At 48.6% G+C, this 18,375-nt stretch carries 11 protein-coding genes; 5 read left to right on the top strand and 6 right to left on the bottom strand.

Features of this window, described 5'->3' with window-relative positions:
- Positions 1-34: 34 nt before the first annotated feature.
- Positions 35-3,088 carry a D-2-hydroxyglutarate dehydrogenase YdiJ gene (gene ydiJ / locus AC1RJL_RS07770; RefSeq protein WP_492912601.1) on the bottom strand — a complete coding sequence of 1,018 codons (3,054 nt, stop codon included), beginning with the start codon at positions 3,086-3,088 and terminating at the stop codon, positions 35-37.
- Positions 3,089-3,282: 194 nt separating this feature from the next.
- The gene (gene mltF, locus AC1RJL_RS07765; protein ID WP_492912599.1) at positions 3,283-4,803 is read right to left on the bottom strand and encodes a membrane-bound lytic murein transglycosylase MltF; all 1,521 of its coding nucleotides are present in this window, start codon (positions 4,801-4,803) and stop codon (positions 3,283-3,285) included.
- A 443-nt stretch (positions 4,804-5,246) separates the two neighbouring features.
- Here mltF and AC1RJL_RS07760 point away from each other — a divergent pair, with 443 nt between their 5' ends.
- From AC1RJL_RS07760 to AC1RJL_RS07750, 3 genes are all read left to right on the top strand, one after another.
- Positions 5,247-5,390, top strand: coding sequence for a hypothetical protein (locus AC1RJL_RS07760; RefSeq protein ID WP_492912597.1), 144 nt, complete (start codon positions 5,247-5,249; stop codon positions 5,388-5,390).
- Between the two features lie 62 nt (positions 5,391-5,452).
- Positions 5,453-9,322: a phosphoribosylformylglycinamidine synthase gene (purL, locus tag AC1RJL_RS07755; RefSeq protein WP_492912595.1), complete on the top strand. Its 3,870-nt coding sequence runs from the start codon at positions 5,453-5,455 to the stop codon at positions 9,320-9,322.
- Positions 9,323-9,605: 283 nt separating this feature from the next.
- Complete coding sequence (locus AC1RJL_RS07750; protein WP_492912593.1) at positions 9,606-10,298, top strand: DUF3313 family protein; 693 nt, start codon at positions 9,606-9,608, stop codon at positions 10,296-10,298.
- Between the two features lie 130 nt (positions 10,299-10,428).
- Here the strand turns inward: AC1RJL_RS07750 and trxB are convergent, their stop codons facing one another.
- The 4 genes from trxB to AC1RJL_RS07730 form a co-directional block, all read right to left on the bottom strand.
- The gene (gene trxB, locus AC1RJL_RS07745; protein ID WP_492912591.1) at positions 10,429-11,379 is read right to left on the bottom strand and encodes a thioredoxin-disulfide reductase; all 951 of its coding nucleotides are present in this window, start codon (positions 11,377-11,379) and stop codon (positions 10,429-10,431) included.
- Positions 11,380-11,549: 170 nt separating this feature from the next.
- Complete coding sequence (locus tag AC1RJL_RS07740; protein WP_492912589.1) at positions 11,550-13,304, bottom strand: putative bifunctional diguanylate cyclase/phosphodiesterase; 1,755 nt, start codon at positions 13,302-13,304, stop codon at positions 11,550-11,552.
- A gap of 43 nt (positions 13,305-13,347) precedes the next feature.
- Positions 13,348-13,803 (bottom strand): response regulator, encoded by a 456-nt coding sequence (locus tag AC1RJL_RS07735; RefSeq protein ID WP_492912587.1) that lies wholly within the window; start codon positions 13,801-13,803, stop codon positions 13,348-13,350.
- Positions 13,796-15,949 carry a sensor histidine kinase gene (locus AC1RJL_RS07730; protein ID WP_492912585.1) on the bottom strand — a complete coding sequence of 718 codons (2,154 nt, stop codon included), beginning with the start codon at positions 15,947-15,949 and terminating at the stop codon, positions 13,796-13,798. Before AC1RJL_RS07730 ends, AC1RJL_RS07735 begins: the two co-directional genes overlap by 8 nt.
- 189 nt (positions 15,950-16,138) lie before the next feature.
- Here AC1RJL_RS07730 and AC1RJL_RS07725 point away from each other — a divergent pair, with 189 nt between their 5' ends.
- Positions 16,139-16,336, top strand: coding sequence for a DUF1289 domain-containing protein (locus AC1RJL_RS07725; RefSeq protein WP_492912583.1), 198 nt, complete (start codon positions 16,139-16,141; stop codon positions 16,334-16,336).
- A gap of 236 nt (positions 16,337-16,572) precedes the next feature.
- Positions 16,573-18,372: an efflux RND transporter periplasmic adaptor subunit gene (locus AC1RJL_RS07720; RefSeq protein ID WP_492912581.1), complete on the top strand. Its 1,800-nt coding sequence runs from the start codon at positions 16,573-16,575 to the stop codon at positions 18,370-18,372.
- The last annotated feature ends 3 nt before the right edge of the window (positions 18,373-18,375 follow it).

The following is an 18,375-nucleotide window of genomic DNA, read 5'->3' as shown; positions in this document are numbered from 1 at the left end:
GTCGTGGCTCGTCAGTCAGTGAGTAGGTAAGATTTTACAGCGCTTGTTGTAACAAAATCTGCACCGGATGCGGTAACTTCACGTTGTCGATCCGCTTGGTTTGGCTGCGGCAGGAATAACCGGTCGCCGTTAATTTTCCGTTGTTGGTCGGATTATTCACTACTTGTGACCAGGAAAGTGCGTAGATTTTTTTAGAGGTCGCTACATTATCGCTTTCGTGGCCGTAAGTTCCCGCCATGCCACAACAGCCAGTTTCGATTACTTTTAATTGCTGGCCGAGCTTGGCGAAAATAGTTTGCCAATCTTTGACTGAACTCACAGCGTTGGTTTTTTCTGTGCAGTGGGCCAGTAAAGAAAATTCTGCTGCTTTGAAGTCACGCACTTTCGTTGCCAAACGGTCGCCGTGTTGCGCGAGCCACTCCTGGATCAATTGTACTTTAGGCGCATTATCGCCCAGTACCTTTTTGTATTCCGCGCGATAGGCAAGCGTCATTGCCGGTTCGATTCCCATTAACGGAATACCGGATGATGCGAGGCCATTAAGCTGGGTAGCATTTACATCGGCCGCTTTGGCGAATGCCTTTAAAAAACCATGTACTTGCAGCGGTTTGCCGTTGGGCCTGAAAGGCGCAAGCAAGGGCACAAAGCCGAGTTTTTGCAGTAGCTTGAGCGTGTCTATTACCAGCGGGGTTTCAAAATAGCTGGTGAAGGCATCTTGTACCAAAATAACCGCGTTGGCTTTTTGCTCGGGAGTGAGTTGTGCAATATTTTCCAGAGTTGCGTAATTGACACCGAGTTTTTCGGCGGCTTTGTGCAAGCTGATTCCACTAAGCAGTGGGCTATCAACCATACCGATAAAGCGCGCCATAAAAGTCTGCATAAACGTTGGCTTCATCATTAAGTTGTAAAGCCAGGGTGCTTTTGCCAGTGTAGGAATCATAAATTCCAAGCCGCCGATAAAATAATCTTTGAACGGACGCAAATAACGGCTGTAGTAAAGTTCCAGAAATTTTGCGCGGAATTCAGGCACGTCAACTTTGATTGGGCATTGACCCACGCAAGATTTACAGGCGAGGCAACCCATCATGGATTCATGCACTTCGTGAGAAAAATCATACTCACCTTTGCGTTTGCCAAGAGTGTTAATTGCGCGCGCGGGCAGATTAAACACGAAGCCGGCGCGCTTTAATTTCTTACTTTCTTCAACAGTATTTACGCCGCGCTCGCTCATTTGTTTGAGCCATTCACGCATTAATGATGCGCGCCCTTTAGGTGAATGCTTGCGTTCGCGCGTGCCTTTCCAGCTGGGACACATGGCATCGTTCGGATTCCAGTTGTAGCAGAGGCCATTACCATTGCAATGAACGCCTTCGCTGTAACCTTGCCAGACTTGCGCAGGAATTTTTCGATCTTGTTGGCCACGTGTTGGAACTTCATCAATTTTTAATAATGCGATGTCGGCAGCCGGTGTAGCAATTTTGCCGGGATTTAATTGGTTATGTGGATCGAATGCTGCTTTAATCCGTTGGATTTGTGGATAAAGCTCACCAAAAAAGGCAGGGGCGTATTCTGAGCGCACCCCTTTGCCGTGTTCGCCCCACAGGAGTCCGTTGTATTTTTGCGTGAGTGCGACAACTCTATCGGTAATGATGCGCACCATTTTTTCTTGCGCTGGATCTTTCATGTCCAGCGCTGGGCGTACGTGCAATACGCCTGCATCGACATGACCAAACATGCCATAGGTCAGTTTGTATTCGTCGAGCACAGCGCGGAATTCAAAAATAAAATCAGCGAGATTTTCCGGTGGCACGGCGGTGTCTTCCACAAAGGGAACGGGACGAATTTCCCCCTCCACATTGCCGAGCAAACCTACTGCTTTTTTGCGCATACCCCAGATTTTATTTACCGCATCATTCCCCCATGCGATGGAGTAGCTGATGCGACCGGTGTTGATATCTTGCGCTGCCGCATCTAACAAGTCAGTCAGCTTTTTTACATCAGCTTTTAATTCATCCTCGTTATTTGCGGTGTATTCAACCAGGTTGATTCCCTGGATTTTTTCGCCACTTGCCGGCGCAGGGAAAAACTCTGCCACGCTGTGCCAAACGATATCATTCATCGCCAGGTTCAATACTTTTGAATCGACGGTTTCGATAGAGGTTGGTTCCGCTTTCATCAGTTGTGTCGCGTCGCGCAGGGCGACGTTGAAATCGCGATAGTTGACGTTGATGAGTGCACTGAATTTGGGAATAGGTAATACATTAATTTTGGCTTCAGTGATAAAGCCGAGTGTACCTTCACTCCCGCATAAAATATTGTTGAGATTGAAGCGGCCTTGTTCATCGCGGATATGCGCCAGGTCATAACCGGTGAGGCAACGATTTAATGTGGGAAATTTTTCCGCGATTAATGCGTGATGCTCACGCTGGATAGCATCAATGATGCGGTGCACTTCGCCGACGCGGTCATCGCGCTTCCACAAATTTTCCAATTCGGCTTCGTCAATCGCAGCTGAGGTCCATTCGGTGCCGTCGAGCAGAATGGTTTTCAATTCCAATACATGGTCGCGGGTTTTGCCATAGCGGCAAGAGCCCTGGCCTGAGGCGTCGGTATTGATCATGCCGCCGATAGTCGCGCGGTTGCTGGTGGACAGCTCCGGCGCAAAAAATAAGCCGTGGGGTTTGATCGCCGCATTAAGCTGATCTTTCACCACACCGCATTGCACACGTACCCAGCGCTCTTCGACGTTGATCTCCAAAATCCGGTTCATGTATTTGGAGGTGTCTACCACCAGGCCATCAGTCAGCGATTGGCCATTGGTTCCGGTGCCGCCGCCGCGGGGGCTGAGTACCACACCCTGGAATTTGGGCTGTTGGCTGAGCTGCGCGATTTTGACGAGGTCAGCGGTATCGCGTGGGTAGAGCACGCCTTGTGGCAGGACTTGGTAGATCGAGTTATCTGTCGCCAATACGGTGCGGTTGGCATAATCCGGGTTCAGGTCGCCGCTAAAGCCGTTTTCGCGTAACGTGTTGATAAAGTTCAGGTAAAGGGCTTGGATGGGAGATGTCTGGTCAATACGTGGAATCATGGGGGTATCACAAATCAGCGGCTATTCATGGGGCGGCATTCTACTCCCTTGCCCGGCTAAAGTCCCACCACTCATGTATTGGACGCCCCGGGTTTAAAATCTTTTTTATCCACCAGATATGCGGGAGAGTTTGTGGTGATTACAAATAAAAACTGCCGCAAGTGCGGCAGTTTTGAAAGTTTCTGCAGGTGTGATTAAAGCAGTGAAACTTTGGTGATCGTATCATTCACATTGCTATTGGTTCTGGCCTTGTTGTCCTCGTCAACCTGACGGGTGTTGACCGAAAGTCGATTGCCCGTATTGGTCGTGGCAAGGCGGAATTCCTGTTGCTGTTGATGCCAGGCAATAATCTTGTGGTAATTGCGTACGTTATCGACAAATCCAACCGGTTCCCAACCACGCATATAGCCGTGTTTTGCCTGGCTGTAATACTGTTGCTTCGCCAGTAAAGGCATGTATTTGCGGACATCTTCCCACTTGCTCGGGTTACCGCCCATGCGCTCAGTCAGGACGCGCGCATCTTCAATATGACCCAAACCCTGATTGTAGGCAGCTAAGGCCATATTCAGGCGGTCATCACCTTTAATGCGCTTGGGCAGACGCTCCAGCACTATGCTCAGGTACTTGGCACCACCGTAGATACTTTCGCGCGGATCTTCCCGATCAACCACACCCATTGCTTTGGCGGTGTTTTTGGTCAGCATCATCAAACCGCGCACACCAGTAGGGGAACGGGCATCAGCTTGCCAGTGAGATTCTTGATAACCGATTGCGGCGAGCAGGTGCCAGTCCAGATTAAACTCGGCCGCCGCACTTTTCATATAGTCGATCCATTGCGGCAGACGTTGTTCCAACTGGTAAGTGAATGCCATGGCCTCACCGGTTGTCACTTCTTCTATGTGGCGGTCAAAAAATTCTTCTGTGACTTTAGCGAGGGTACCGTCTGCCTTGATGCTGCCCAAATATCGTTGGGCTGCTTCAAAGAGGCTGGTGTCACGCAGGGCCGGAAATGCCCAAGCCAGCGGTTGTGGGTCACTTACATCGAACGCCAATTGCGCTTTGGGATAAGAGTAACGGTTCAAGTCGTAGGCACTTGAATCGATAACGGCGTAATCCGCTTCGCCTTTATTGATCATTTCCAGCAGGTCGATCATCTCGGCATTGATTACCGCGCGCCACTGCAACTCCGGGAATTGGGCTTGCAAGGCTTTGAATCGTTCGGTATGCGATGAGTTTGCGACGACCAGTACTTCTTTATTTTGCAGGTCTTTAATACTGGTGGGTTGAGGCAGACGGCTGCTATAGATCAGCTGCTGTGTGACCTGCATAAAAGGAGTAGAGAAGATGACTTTATTGGCGCGACTTTCCAGCGCTGTCAGGCCAGCCGCAGCTAAATGGAAATCCTGGCGGGCAACGCCATCCAGCATTTGGTCGATATCGGATTGGTCTTCAATCACCAATTTAACGCCGAGCGAATCTGCAAAGCCTTTAACGAGGCTATATTCAAAACCTGTCAGGCCGTTGGAGCCTTCATAATAGGTTGTAGGGCCATTGCTCGAAATAACGTGCAATTCGCCTGTTTGCAACACTTTTTCCAACTGGGTTGGAGTAGTGCTACGTACCAGCATGGCACTACTGGCAATAAGTAATGAACCTATAACAAGGCTCGTAAAGATGGATTTAATCACTAACACTGGCGGTTTGCGAATTTCCATAAGGGGGTTACTCCGGTTGCTGAACTGCAACGCCCGAAAGGGTGTTCTTTTCGTGTGTGCGCATTCATGCCGAATCCAATCCATTAATGACCCGTGCAAATACATCGCCATGGTATAGGCACTTTTTTTGTGTGCCTAGCTTGTTTTTTGAGCACATATGGGCTAGTGATTTGGTGATTTATTGACCTTTTTCATCTCAATCCCCCAAGGCACAAGGGATTCGGCGGTTTTTAGACAGTCTAAAAAAAACGACAAACGGTCAAAAAAATGCTAAAAAATGTGACATTTGCCGCCATTTGCGCTCCAAATCGAAGCGGACAGACAGTAAAAAACGTAAGTTTTTGTAAAAAACCTGCGTAAAATTTGTCCAATTTTGAGATTTTTTTGTTATAAGCTACTGATTTGATTAGTTATGTGTTGGATAGGGCACATAAGGAGTTGCAGTGAACCTTGTTTATCAAAGGGAGGAAATTTTTGATTTTCCTGCTATCGCTAAATCCTTTCCATATATGAGGCCATCTGGAGATTTGAGCAAATATAAAGAAGCGAGAGCGGGTCAGGAGGGTGAAAAAACTCTCAGCTGGTAAAGCAAATCCAGTACAATGGCGGCCTTTTTTCATATCCCCCCGATGCTGAGGCTCTTCCCACTATGCTGATCCTGCGTGGCGCTCCCGCTCTTTCCAGTTTCCGTACGCAAAAACTCCTGATCAACCTGCAGCAGCGCGTTCCTGCTGTGACCGGTGTTAGCTCCGAGTTTGTGCATTTCGCCAATGTCGCTGCTCCGTTGAGTGCCGACCAACAGCAAGTGCTGCAACAGCTACTGACTTATGGTCCTAAAGTAGATGTTGCTACCAGTCACGAGGGCGAGCTTTTCCTGGTGGTGCCGCGCCTCGGCACTATTTCTCCCTGGGCATCCAAGGCAACGGATATCGCCAAAAATACCGGCCTTGAGCCAGTGCGTCGTATCGAGCGTGGTATTGCCTATTATGTGACGGGTACGATTTCAGCTGCCGATCGCGCCGCAATTACCGCGCTCTTGCATGACCGTATGGTCGAAACCGTATTTGAGCGCCTTGACGCTGCTGAGCAATTATTTGTCTCGCAATCTCCGGCAGAACAAACCTCGGTCGATATCCTCGGTGGTGGCCGTGCAGCATTGGTTGCGGCAAACAAATCTCTCGGTCTGGCCTTGGCCGAGGATGAAATCGACTATCTGGTTGATGCGTTTAAAACCCTTGGTCGCAATCCCATCGATGTTGAATTGATGATGTTTGCCCAAGCCAACTCTGAACACTGCCGCCATAAAATCTTCAATGCCTCCTGGACCATCGACGGTGTTGAGCAAGAGCGCAGCCTGTTCAAGATGATCAAAAACACCAACGAAGTCGGCGGCGAAGATGTGCTCTCGGCCTATGCCGATAACGCCGCGGTAGTTGTTGGCCATGAAGCAGGGCGCTTCTATCCCAACCCGGATACTAAAGCCTATGAATATACTAATCAGCCAATTCATCTATTAATGAAGGTTGAGACGCACAACCATCCAACGGCGATTTCTCCGTTCTCGGGTGCCGGTACCGGCGCTGGTGGTGAGATTCGCGATGAAGGTGCAGTGGGGCGCGGTTCCAAACCAAAAGTGGGTTTGAACGGTTTTACCGTTTCCAACCTGCAAATTCCCGATTTCGTCCAACCGTGGGAACAGAACTACGGCAAGCCGGGCCGCATTGTGACCGCGCTCGACATCATGCTCGACGGCCCTATCGGCGGTGCAGCGTTCAACAACGAATTCGGCCGCCCCAATATCTGCGGCTACTTCCGTACCTTTGAAGAGAACTTCGACGGCGAGCGCCGTGGCTATCACAAGCCGATTATGTTGGCCGGTGGTTACGGCAATATCAAAGCCGAACACATTGAAAAACCGCCCTTTGCGGCCGGTTCCAAATTAGTCGTGCTCGGCGGTCCGGCCATGTTGATCGGTCTGGGCGGCGGCGCGGCATCGTCCATGGCTTCCGGTTCTTCGTCGGAGGATCTGGATTTCGCCTCGGTACAACGTCAAAACCCGGAAATGGAGCGCCGTTGCCAGGAAGTGATCGACGCCTGCTGGCAGCTTGGTGAACGCAATCCCATCGCCTTTATCCACGATGTGGGTGCGGGCGGTTTATCCAACGCCTTCCCTGAATTGGTGAAAGATGGCGGTACCGGTGGCAAGTTCGAGCTGCGCAATGTACCCAACGATGAGCCGAGCATGAGCCCATTGGCGATCTGGTGTAACGAGTCGCAAGAGCGTTATGTATTGGCGATCAAACCTGAGGACCTGCCGCGTTTTGAAGCTATCTGTCGGCGCGAACGTGCACCTTACGCCGTAGTGGGTGAGGCGACTGACGCGAAACATCTGCTGGTTAATGACCAACACTTCGACGCAAAACCGGTCGATCTGCCTATGTCGGTATTGTTCGGCAAAGCGCCAAAAATGCATCGCAGTGCTGATAAGCATCAGGCAGTCACCAGCAGGTTTGCGACTGATGGTATCGCGTTGCAAGAAGCGGCCGAACGTGTGCTTAAACACCCGGCAGTGGCGAGCAAAAGCTTTCTGATCACCATCGGCGACCGCTCGGTTACCGGTATGGTGGCGCGCGATCAGATGGTAGGTCCATGGCAAGTACCGGTGGCGGATGTTGCCGTTACCACCGTGAGTTATGACAGCGCCAAAGGCGAGGCAATGAGTATCGGCGAGCGCACACCGCTGGCGCTGCTCGATGCTCCTGCATCTGGCCGCATGGCGATTGCTGAAGCGATTACTAATATCGCTGCTGCCCGCATTGAAAAATTGTCCGACGTAAAACTCTCTGCCAACTGGATGTGCGCCGCTGGCCACAAAGGTGAAGATGAAAAACTCTATCGCACTGTGCAAGCCGTAGGTATGGAGCTGTGCCCCGAACTGGGAATTACCATTCCAGTAGGCAAAGATTCCATGTCCATGCGCACAGCATGGAGAGAGGGCAATGAAGATAAAGCCGTTACCGCACCGCTATCGCTGATTATTTCCGCTTTTGCACCGGTAGTGGATGTTCGCCAAACCCTGACGCCACAACTCAGAACCGACAAAGGTGATACTGAATTGTTGCTGCTCGATTTGGGCAATGGCAAAAATCGTTTGGGCGGATCAATTCTCGCGCAGGTTTACAACCAACTGGGTGATGTCCCTGCTGACCTGGATTCGGGCACACAACTCAAAGGTTTCTTTAATGCAATGCAAGCGAGCCTTGCCGCAAATGAATTGCTCGCGTACCACGACCGCAGTGATGGTGGTTTATTTACCACGCTTGCTGAAATGGCGTTTGCCGGACACACCGGCGTCAGCGTCAATCTGGATGATTTAGGTGCAGATGCTTTGGCAGTGCTATTCAACGAAGAAGCCGGTGCTGTCGTACAAGTGACACGCGCCAACTCTGCAGCAGTACAAGCACGTTTTGTTGCTGCGGGTGTGAGTGTAAAAGCGATTGGTAGTGTGAATGCAAATGATGCATTCATTATCAACCAGGGCGCTAATGTTTTATTCAACCAACCGCGTGCGCAACTGCAATCGCTCTGGGCAGAAACCAGTTATCGCCTGCAAGCGATGCGCGATAATCCGGCCTGCGCCAAATCAGAATTCGATGGCATTTTAAAAACGGATCCGGGCCTGAGTGTCAAGCTCAGTTATGACATCAACGAGAATATCGCTGCACCTTTTATCAACACTGGCGTGCGTCCTTCTATCGCCGTGTTGCGCGAGCAGGGTGTTAATGGCCAAGTCGAAATGGCGGCGGCATTTGATCGTGCAGGCTTCAATGCAGTCGATGTGCACATGAGCGATCTGCTTTCTGGCCGGGTATCGCTGGAAACTTTCAAAGGCTTGGTAGCTTGCGGTGGTTTCTCTTACGGTGATGTACTCGGTGCAGGCGAAGGCTGGTCAAAAACCATTTTGTTCAACAGCAAAGTGCGCGATGAATTCGAGCGTTTCTTCCACCGCAACGACACCTTCAGTCTGGGGGTATGTAACGGTTGCCAGATGATGTCGAATTTGAAAAACCTGATTCCCGGTGCTGATCACTGGCCGCGTTTTGTGCGCAATCTGTCCGAGCAATTTGAAGCGCGCTTCAGCTTGGTACAAGTGCAGGAATCGCCATCAGTATTGTTCAAAGGTATGGCTGGTTCCCATATGCCAGTCGCTGTTGCCCACGGTGAAGGTTATGCGGAATTTGCCAATGCCGATGCACTGAAAATGTGTAACGAGAGCGGTACTGTTGCGATGCGATTTATCGATAACAATCTGAATGCAACCGAAACCTATCCTGCTAACCCTAACGGTTCGCCGCTGGGAATCACCAGTGTCAGCAGTAAAGATGGTCGTATTACTATCATGATGCCGCATCCGGAGCGGGTATTCCGCGCGGTCAGCAATTCATGGAAGCCGGACGATTGGAAAGATGATGGGGCCTGGTTGCGTTTGTTCCGCAATGCGCGCACGTTTGTTGGTTAAAAAGTGTAGGTTAAGAGTTGTAGGCTAACTGCATACAAGTGCGCCCAACCTACAAAATATTACAAACATAACCGGGAGGCTTTAGCCTCCCGGTTTGTTTTTGTGCTTCAATAACTTACATTCCTTTGGCGGCTTTGTTATGGTCAGCCAACCGCGCTGCCCGGCAGGCAGCCAATGAACCCTGAATTACGAATAACGTCTTACTATAGCGTCAGATGCAGCGTCACATAAAGGTCCCGCGGATTAACCGCAGATTGTTTTATCTATACAGGTAGGTAACTCCATGAAAACGATACTGAAACACACCGCATCCAGGTTCATGTTACTTGCGCTTGCAGCCAGTTTGGTTGCCGGTTGCTCAATGACAAAAAAGCATGAAAAAGATGCGCAGGTTAAAGCAGACAAAGCCGGTCTGACCGCTGTACAGCGAACCCGTTTTGACGGCACTTTTATCGCCTCAGGTGCGCAATTTTCGCAGTATAAAAAACTGATTGTTGAGCAGTTGGATTTGAGCGATGTAAAAATCCGCAAGCAGTCATCCAATAATCTCGTGTTTGATACGCCTTGGGAATTGAATGATGCTGATCGCCGTTATTATCAAGAGCGCTACACCGAAGCGCTGATGAGCAATTTGATCGCCGACGGTACCTACGCCACTGCACTGCAACCCGGTGCCGATACATTAACGGTAGCGGCAAAAGTATTGGAAATTGCTCCGCTTGCGAGCAAAGACGATATGAAAGGGCGCCCCGGTAATATGAAGGTATACAGTGAAGGCATGGGTACCATGACATTGGAAATTACGCTGTATGACTCGGTTTCCGGTAAGCCACAGGCGATTATTACTGACCAGCGCGATCTCGGCAGAATTTGGGAGGAGAACAATCGTGTAACCAATAATGTCCAGGTGCGTTTGGCATTCAATCAATGGCTGAGCAATTTGCGCAAGGAATTGGATAAGGCATCAGGCCGTTAATCGCTAAACGATATTGTGATTGGTCTGGAAATAAATCGAGTTTGAAAATAAAAAGAGGAAAACCTGTAAAGATTTTCCTCTTTTTATAACTGTTTGCTACTAACTTTTTTGCTAAAAATGATGCTCGGGATTATTTCAAATCGTCGAGATATTTCTCAGCATCAAGCGCCGCCATACAACCTGAACCCGATGACGTAATTGCTTGACGGTAAATGTGGTCAGCTACATCGCCCGCGGCAAATACACCTTCAATACTGGTTTGGGTGGCATTGCCTTCCAAGCCGCTTTTCACTTTGATGTAGCCATCTTTCATGGTCAGTTGGCCTTCAAAAATATCGGTGTTGGGCTTGTGGCCAATTGCGATAAATACGCCGGCAACGTCAATCTCTTGCGTTGTACCATCTTGCGTGCTTTTCAGGCGCAAACCATTTACACCGGAATCATTACCCAGAACTTCATCAAGCTGGTGGTTCCAGATCACTTTGATATTGCCGTTTGCTACTTTTGCCATCAGTTTGTCTTGCAAAATTTTCTCGGATTTAAGCTTGTCGCGACGGTGGATCAACGTTACTTCGCTGGCGATGTTGGATAAGTACAATGCCTCTTCTACGGCTGTGTTACCGCCGCCAACTACGGCAACTTTTTGATCGCGATAGAAGAAACCGTCACAGGTAGCACAGGCACTCACGCCTTTACCCATAAATGCTTCTTCCGATGGCAAACCCAAATATTGGGCAGACGCACCGGTGGAAATAATCAGTGCATCACAGGTATAGGTGTTTGAGCCGATCAGTTTGAAAGGACGCTCGGTCAATACGGTTTCATGGATGTGGTCAAAAATAATCCGGGTATCAAAACGTTCGGCGTGCTCCTGCATTTGTACCATCAAATCCGGGCCTTGCAGGTCGTGCACGCCGCCAGGCCAGTTTTCTACTTCAGTGGTAGTTGTCAATTGACCGCCTTGTTGCATGCCGGTAATCACAACAGGTTTGAGGTTGGCGCGCGCAGCGTAAATGGCGGCGGTGTAACCAGCAGGACCGGAACCGAGAATAATCAGGCGATGGTGTTGTACGTCACTCATAGGAAATCCTTGAATTTGATGCAAAAGGGTTAAAGCGAAATGGGTGCGACTCGATGTGAGGGCATGATAGGCGAATCACAATAGCCGTGCAAAATTGTCTGACTCAATTCGCAGCATTGGGTTTGGCTATGTGCCTGTTTATTGAGCGATATGTATCTCTTGTACCCCGCTTAACAGGCTTTTCCAAGGGTAGAGAGGCGGTTTGCCCAATCATTTGCATTGTGCGTTTGCAGCAACTGTTCGAATGCTGCTGGCGAAAGCGGTTTGGAGAATAGATAACCTTGTAATAAATCGGCACCGTAATCGCGGCAAACGCGCGCCTGCTCGCGGGTTTCCACACCTTCGACCACCACCGTCAAATCAAGGCTTTTGGCGAATACAATCATCGCACGCAGAATGCGGCAGTCGGCGGCATTATCGGGAATGCCCTGCACAAACTTGCGGTCGATTTTTAATGTACGTGCTGGTAATTCTTTTAAATAGGCCATAGATGAATAACCGGTGCCGAAATCATCGACGGCAATTTCTACACCGTAATCCTGGATTTTTTTCAGGCTTTTCGCGGTGCATTCAAGATTCTCAATCAATACCGACTCGGTAATCTCAAGGCTGACACAACGACCGGGAACGCCGGTATTGGTAAGGTCGTCGATAATACCTTGATATAAATCGTCATCGGTAAGCAGTTGCGCACAGACATTGAATTTCATATTGAAATTGTCATCGACCAATCCCTGCGCACGCCAACTGGCGAGTTGACGACAGGCGTTGAGGCGACTTTTGGAATCAATTTCGCTGATTAAACCAATTTCCTCGGCGAGTGTAATAAATTCACTCGGCGGTAAAATTCCGCGCTCCGGATGATCCCAACGGATCAAACCTTCTGCCCCACAAATTTCAAACGTTTGCGCATCCACAATCGGTTGGTAAAACAAAATAAAATGGTCGGTGGGAATCAATGCGCGCAGTTCTTTTTCAAGCCGTACACGATCTTGTAGTTGCGCTTGCATAGCGGTAGAAAAAAACTGGAAGTTATTTCGGCCATCTTGCTTGGCGCGGTACATCGCCATATCGGCAGCTTTGAGTAAATCGACGGCGTTTTCGCCTGCTTCCGGATAGGTAGCGATGCCAATACTGCTGGAAATACTGTTTTCAAAACTACCTACCAGAATAGGGCGACGCAAGTCATCCAGAACGCGTTGTGCGAGTTGGCTGATTGCTTCTTGCGAATCAAAATTGTGGGCGAGTATGGCAAATTCATCACCGCCTAAACGGCAGACAATATCGCCCGCGCGCACTACATGCAGCAAGCGCATAGCGACTTCTTTTAGTACTTGGTCGCCGATCGTATGGCCGAGGCCATCGTTAATAAATTTGAAATTATCGAGGTCGAGAAATAATAATGCGAGTTGTTCATTGTGGCGTTTTGCACGCTGGATAGCGGCCCGCAAACTTTCATCAAAATAGTAGCGGTTGGCGAGTCCAGTGAGCGAATCGTTTTCCGCCAGAGCACGCAAGCGCTGATGGCTTTCAAATAATTGTCGCTCTAATACATGACGGGCACGCGCATGCGTAATGGCGCGGGTTAGATGTTTATGGGCGATTTCAGATTTAAATAAAACATCTTGTGCGCCTGCTTCGATAAATTCGCGTTCGAGATCATCGTCAGCACTGGCGCCGGTGAGAATAATAACCGCTGCATGATGATGGGGATGCTTGGCGAGCAATTGCAGAACTTCCATTCCATCGATGTCGGGTAAGCGATAGTCGAGCAGCACCGCATCAAAATCGTCGCTGTCGAATTGCGCCAAACCTTCATTGGCAGAACTGGCCTGCGCAATGGTGATATCCCATTCCGTTTTTTTGAATGTACGGATAATGGCTTGTCGATCAAGCTCGTTGTCATCGATGAGCAAAAGCTTCATGCAAAATTACCTCTCCACCTCTGTGTACGTACCCGGCTAATTTTTATTTCTCTTTGGCGGGCAATTCAATTACTCGCCAGTAGTGGTCGAGCAGGCTGACTACCTGCATAAAATCGCTGTCCATCCGTTGTTTAAGTAAATAACCCGCCACATGTTCACGATAGGCGGCAATAATGTCCTCGTCTGATTTGGACGTGGTCAGCACAAACACTACCGCATAAGTGAGTTCCGGATCCGCGCGTAACGCTTCCAAAAACTCCAGGCCATTCATGCGCGGCATGTTGATATCCAACAAAATAATATAGGGACTGGGTACTTCGCCATTACGCAATATTTCGAGTGCCTCCAAACCGTCTTTAGCGCGGTAGAGGGGATTCAGCAATTTGAGTTTATGTAACGCGCGCCTTAGAGCAGTTGCATCTATATCGTCGTCATCTACGATTAACAAACTGACCGTTTTAAATTCCTCACTGTTGGTAGGATGAATTTTATCAATCATGCTGTTGTTTCCTTTCGATAGTTTTGGGCCAGGTGAATGTAAAGCGACAACCGCGTCCATTGGAATAAACCTCAATAGTACCGCCGTAGGTCTCTACAATTTTTTTAATCAGCGCCAGCCCCATACCGCTGCCTTCCAATTCATCGCGCGGTTTTAATGTTTGGAACATACCGAATACCCGCTCCTGGAATTTGGCGGGAATACCGGGGCCGTCATCAATCACGCTGACGGCATAAAAATCGTTGGCAGCGGTTTCCGCTTCAACACGGATCACACCTTCATCCAAATCATGATGTTTGAGTGCATTGGAAAATAAATTACGCAGGATCTGTTCGAAGGGCGTGCTCAGGCTATTAAATACCGGTAAGTTTTCGCCCAACTCAAGCCGCAGGCCGGGTTTGGTATTTTGGATTTCAAACAGCTCCCTTGCCATGTGCTCGAGATCAATTGTTGAGATAACACCATCTGCTTTGCCAGCACGATAAAAAACCAACATGTCATCGAGTAATTTTTCCATTCGATGAATGCGATTGCGCAGCATCTTGGTATGTTTGTCGACTTCGGAAAATTCTTTCTCTTCCAGATCTTCCTCAATCCAACTTGAAAGCTGTGCAATACCGCGCAGGGGAGATTTCAAATCGTGAGATGCAACATAAGCAAAGGTTTCCAGTTCTTTGTTAGTCTGCGCCAACCGATGATTGGTTTTTTCCAATTCCTGTTGGTGTTGTGCTAATAGCTGCGCTGCTTTTTTTCGTTCATCAATGTTGTGCGCAAATATTTTCAAGGTTTTGGCCATGTCACCAATTTCATAGGGATGATCGTAAAATGGAATCTCAGTTTGTGTATGCCCTTCAGAGATAGATAGCATTGCGCGACGAACTTCTTGCAGTTGCCAACTCAGGCTGCGGGTAATTAATGCCGCGACTAAAATGCCGACGAGTAGAAAGCCGGCAATCACTACCAGCATCAAATTGGCGGAGTGATTTTTGGTAAGAATGGCTTGTTCATTCAGCCGACGCATTTGTTCTTGCGCTTCAACCACCATGTTGTCGCACAATTTTTCCAGAGTAACCGTAGTGTTCTGAATTTGGTTGAGGGCAATTTGTCGATATCCTTCAATGTCTCCGGCTAGTAATTGCCGATGAATATTCCGGATAACAATTTCCCAATCGTTAAAAAGGATTTTAAACTGGGCTATATCGCCTTTTGCCAAGTGCTCAAGTTCAATGATTGCCAGTTCAGTGGCGATTTTCGATTGAACCTCTGTCAGTATGGCGGGAATATTTTTTTCTTTAGCCAGGTCAGGGTTAATCGCCACATCTTTAATAATGCGATTCAGATTGCCAATATCATTTTTAATACGCAGTGATGCATTGCTGGCTTGCAGTGGCCCTTGGTAAAGCTTTTGTGAAATGCTGGCAACGTTATTGATTTGCAATAAGCCGATTGACCCTACGCCAATAAACAACAAACTCATAAAAATAAAACCGGTCACCAGTCGGCTGAAAAAATTCAACCGATTAAATGCTTCAATGGCCGCTTTGTAGCGAAGGATAAAAATACCTGACGAAAAGGCAATCAGGCTTATTGCCGTTTGCGGCGACATTTTTATTCCCATCCAGATAAAGCTGGGAAATAGTCCAAATTCCTGACTAATCACCGTGGATACAGCAGTAAAGAAAATCAACAAGCTCAGTAATGTAGCAATTATGCTGCGTGCGCCGTCGGCATGAATTCCGAAAAATAATGTGATGGAGGCTAACAGAAATGCTGCACTGCTAACGGGTGACATAGGTTGGGTATGCACAGGCGGTTCGCTAAGTAAAACAATAAACCAGTTAGTAGTATCGAGCGGAATACCGACAATTAAATCCAGTATTGTAAGCGCGCCGAGTGCGAATAAAATAAAACAGCAGATGAGTAAAAGCACCCGGTGAGAGCGCAGAATGGCGTATAAACCCAAGCCGCAGGTGATAATGCCTATTGCGGTATTGTAGGTCATCAGCGTTATATAAGGATAAATCCTCGACAGTGCGTGAGGTGCGTGCCAAGTAATCAGCACACTAACGCCCAGCATGAGTAAAAAGCCTGAGATCAATATTAGTGGTAAAGGATAGCCATCATTAAAATATTCAGTTTTGTGCATATCTCGTTCAATCCATAGAATTTTCCTCCAGTCAATTTTCAATTGGCTTTGAATGCAAGGAGGACGGCAACAACAAACTGAGTGTAGATGAGCAATTGATAAAAACGCTTAAAAAGTCAAATTGCAGATAAAATAGTTAGTTATCTATCTTATTTATAATAATGGGGAATAATAATTGAAGGATAATTCATGACGATGCCCGTCGAATCGCCCTGCGTGCGAAATTGTTGCTTGAATGAGGCAGATATTTGCGTTGGCTGCTTTCGCACCCTCAATGAGATCACGTGTTGGAGTACGGTGAGTGATGCGACAAAACTGCAGATTCTGCAGCGTGTTGCTGAGCGGCGTGAACAGGTACCTGGCGACAGGCATTCCGGCATTAAATGAAGGCTGGCAGGTTGTTCCTCATTCGTTTATCCTGCGCCTCGCGTTATAACCCCTAATAAATAGAAGCGATTTTTTACATCCTATTGCTATTAGATCTAGACTTGCTTTGACCTTCTGTATTCCGTTAATGAGAACTTATGTCGTTAGTTCGGAATTAAAACGATAACAATGATGTTCATTGCCTGGGGCTTTTCCTCTCCCCCAATGACTTGAACAAAACATACTAGTAAATGCCCATGCAGTCTTATAAAGCGTCGCTCAAACTCTGGCTTAGTATGCAATGCCAAATGCTTGGCAATGTAAATGCAGCTATGCTTGCGCAAACCTCTGCAGGCTCGCCCACTATCCTGGCTAAATGGCCAAATGCCGGTGCGAACAACAAAGCCCTGCGCGAGACACTCAAGCTGGCTGCGGATAAAGGGCGCTTACATCTCGCACCCGACGGCGATGACCATTTTATCCTTGGCCAGCCCTTGATTATTGAGGATGAACCTTGGGGTGTACTGGCTTTACGGCTGGAGTTGGCCGATAAAAAAGAATTACCTGCCGTATTAAAAAATCTCAAGCTCGGTCAATATTGGCTGCAGTTTTTATTGCAACAACCGGAGGCGGAAGGTAATCCCGTTGTCGCTCCTCCCCCGGTACTGGAAAAAAGCGCTCACCACCCCGCCTTGCTGCAGTTCAGTGCCAGTTTATTGAAAGAAAAGTCGGTACAAGAAACAGCCATCAGTTTGGTTAATTTGTTGGCCGGATTTTTACAGGCAACCCGTATAAGCCTGGGGTTGCGCACTGCTAAAGGTATCGAGCTGGAAGCAGTTTCTTTCTCCGCCAATTTTGATAAACGCACCCAGGCAATGCAGGCGATTAGCGAGGCGATGCTGGAATCAGCAGAGCAGGGGGTCGCCATTGATTTTTCACCTGCTGCTATCGCGAATGAATTGCCGGATGCCGTGACTCCTCTGCCGGGATTGATCACCCGCGCCCATCAACAGTTACAGCAACACCAGCAACTGCAATCGGTGCACAGTTTATTGGTGCGCAATGGCGAGACGATTGTAGGCGTGCTCACTATTGAGCTGGATAAACAAGCGAACTTATCCGATGACCTGCGCAGTTTTTTACAACAGGCATTGCATTTTGCCGGAGCGATTCTGGCTTTGCGCCAACAAGTTGCTGCAAGCGTATGGCAGGGCTTGAAGCGGCGCACTGCCCAGCGCCTGGAACGATGGTTTGGCGAGGGTATTTGGCGCGGTAAAATTATCGCGACAGTGCTGCTGGTTTTTGTTGTGGCGCTGTTCGTTCCTGTTGAATATCGCGTTGGCGCTAATGCAACTTTACAGACGACTGAAAAGTATTTGGTCGTTTCACCGCAAGATGGTTATCTGGGAAAAATTATTGCCCGTCCTGGCGATACGGTAAAAAAAGGTACCGCCCTCGCACAATTAAATGATGATGATTTACGGTTGGAACGCCGCAAGTTGGCGAGCCAGGTACAACAGTATCGTCAGGCATACGATACCGCACTCGCGAATTCCAATCGTGTTGAAGCGGCGATTGCCAATGCACAAATGGATCAAGTAAGTATTCAATTGCGCTTGGTAGATCAACAACTGGAGCGCACACAATTAAATGCTCCTATGGATGGCATTATTGTTTCCGACGATATCTCGCAAGCCCAGGGCGCACCGGTAAAGCAGGGTGAGGTATTATTTGAAATTGCGGCAGCACAAGGGTTTTTGGTGCAAATGTTTGTTGATGAGCGCGATATAGCGACTGTGCATCCCGGCCAGGAGGGGCAAGTGAAGTTTTCCAGTTTGCCCGGAGATATTTTTGCAGTACGTGTCAAAACCATTACGCCAATAAGTGAAGTGCGTGACGGGCGAAATTATTTCCGTGTCGATGCCGAACTAACCCGCGAATTGGACGTGTTACGCCCCGGCATGACGGGTAACGGTAAATTAATTGCCGGGCGCCGTGTTTTGGGCTGGATCATGTTCCATGATTTATGGCATTGGTTACGCTTGAGCCTCTGGTGATTG

Source organism: Cellvibrio sp. GW822-FHT04B05 (assembly GCF_058800985.1).
Note: the sequence above shows the minus strand (reverse complement) of the source record. Positions and strands in the feature narration are given on the sequence as shown.

Excerpts from the sequence above, each read along its gene's own strand:
- AC1RJL_RS07750 (WP_492912593.1), top strand. The coding sequence starts at position 9,606 with ATGAAAACGATACTGAAACACACCGCATCCAGGTTCATGTTACTTGCG.
- mltF (WP_492912599.1), bottom strand. The coding sequence starts at position 4,803 with ATGGAAATTCGCAAACCGCCAGTGTTAGTGATTAAATCCATCTTTACG.
- AC1RJL_RS07720 (WP_492912581.1), top strand. The coding sequence starts at position 16,573 with ATGCAGTCTTATAAAGCGTCGCTCAAACTCTGGCTTAGTATGCAATGC.
- purL (WP_492912595.1), top strand. The coding sequence starts at position 5,453 with ATGCTGATCCTGCGTGGCGCTCCCGCTCTTTCCAGTTTCCGTACGCAA.
- ydiJ (WP_492912601.1), bottom strand. The coding sequence starts at position 3,088 with ATGATTCCACGTATTGACCAGACATCTCCCATCCAAGCCCTTTACCTG.
- AC1RJL_RS07730 (WP_492912585.1), bottom strand. The coding sequence starts at position 15,949 with ATGCACAAAACTGAATATTTTAATGATGGCTATCCTTTACCACTAATA.
- AC1RJL_RS07740 (WP_492912589.1), bottom strand. The coding sequence starts at position 13,304 with ATGAAGCTTTTGCTCATCGATGACAACGAGCTTGATCGACAAGCCATT.
- AC1RJL_RS07735 (WP_492912587.1), bottom strand. The coding sequence starts at position 13,803 with ATGATTGATAAAATTCATCCTACCAACAGTGAGGAATTTAAAACGGTC.
- trxB (WP_492912591.1), bottom strand. The coding sequence starts at position 11,379 with ATGAGTGACGTACAACACCATCGCCTGATTATTCTCGGTTCCGGTCCT.
- AC1RJL_RS07725 (WP_492912583.1), top strand. The coding sequence starts at position 16,139 with ATGACGATGCCCGTCGAATCGCCCTGCGTGCGAAATTGTTGCTTGAAT.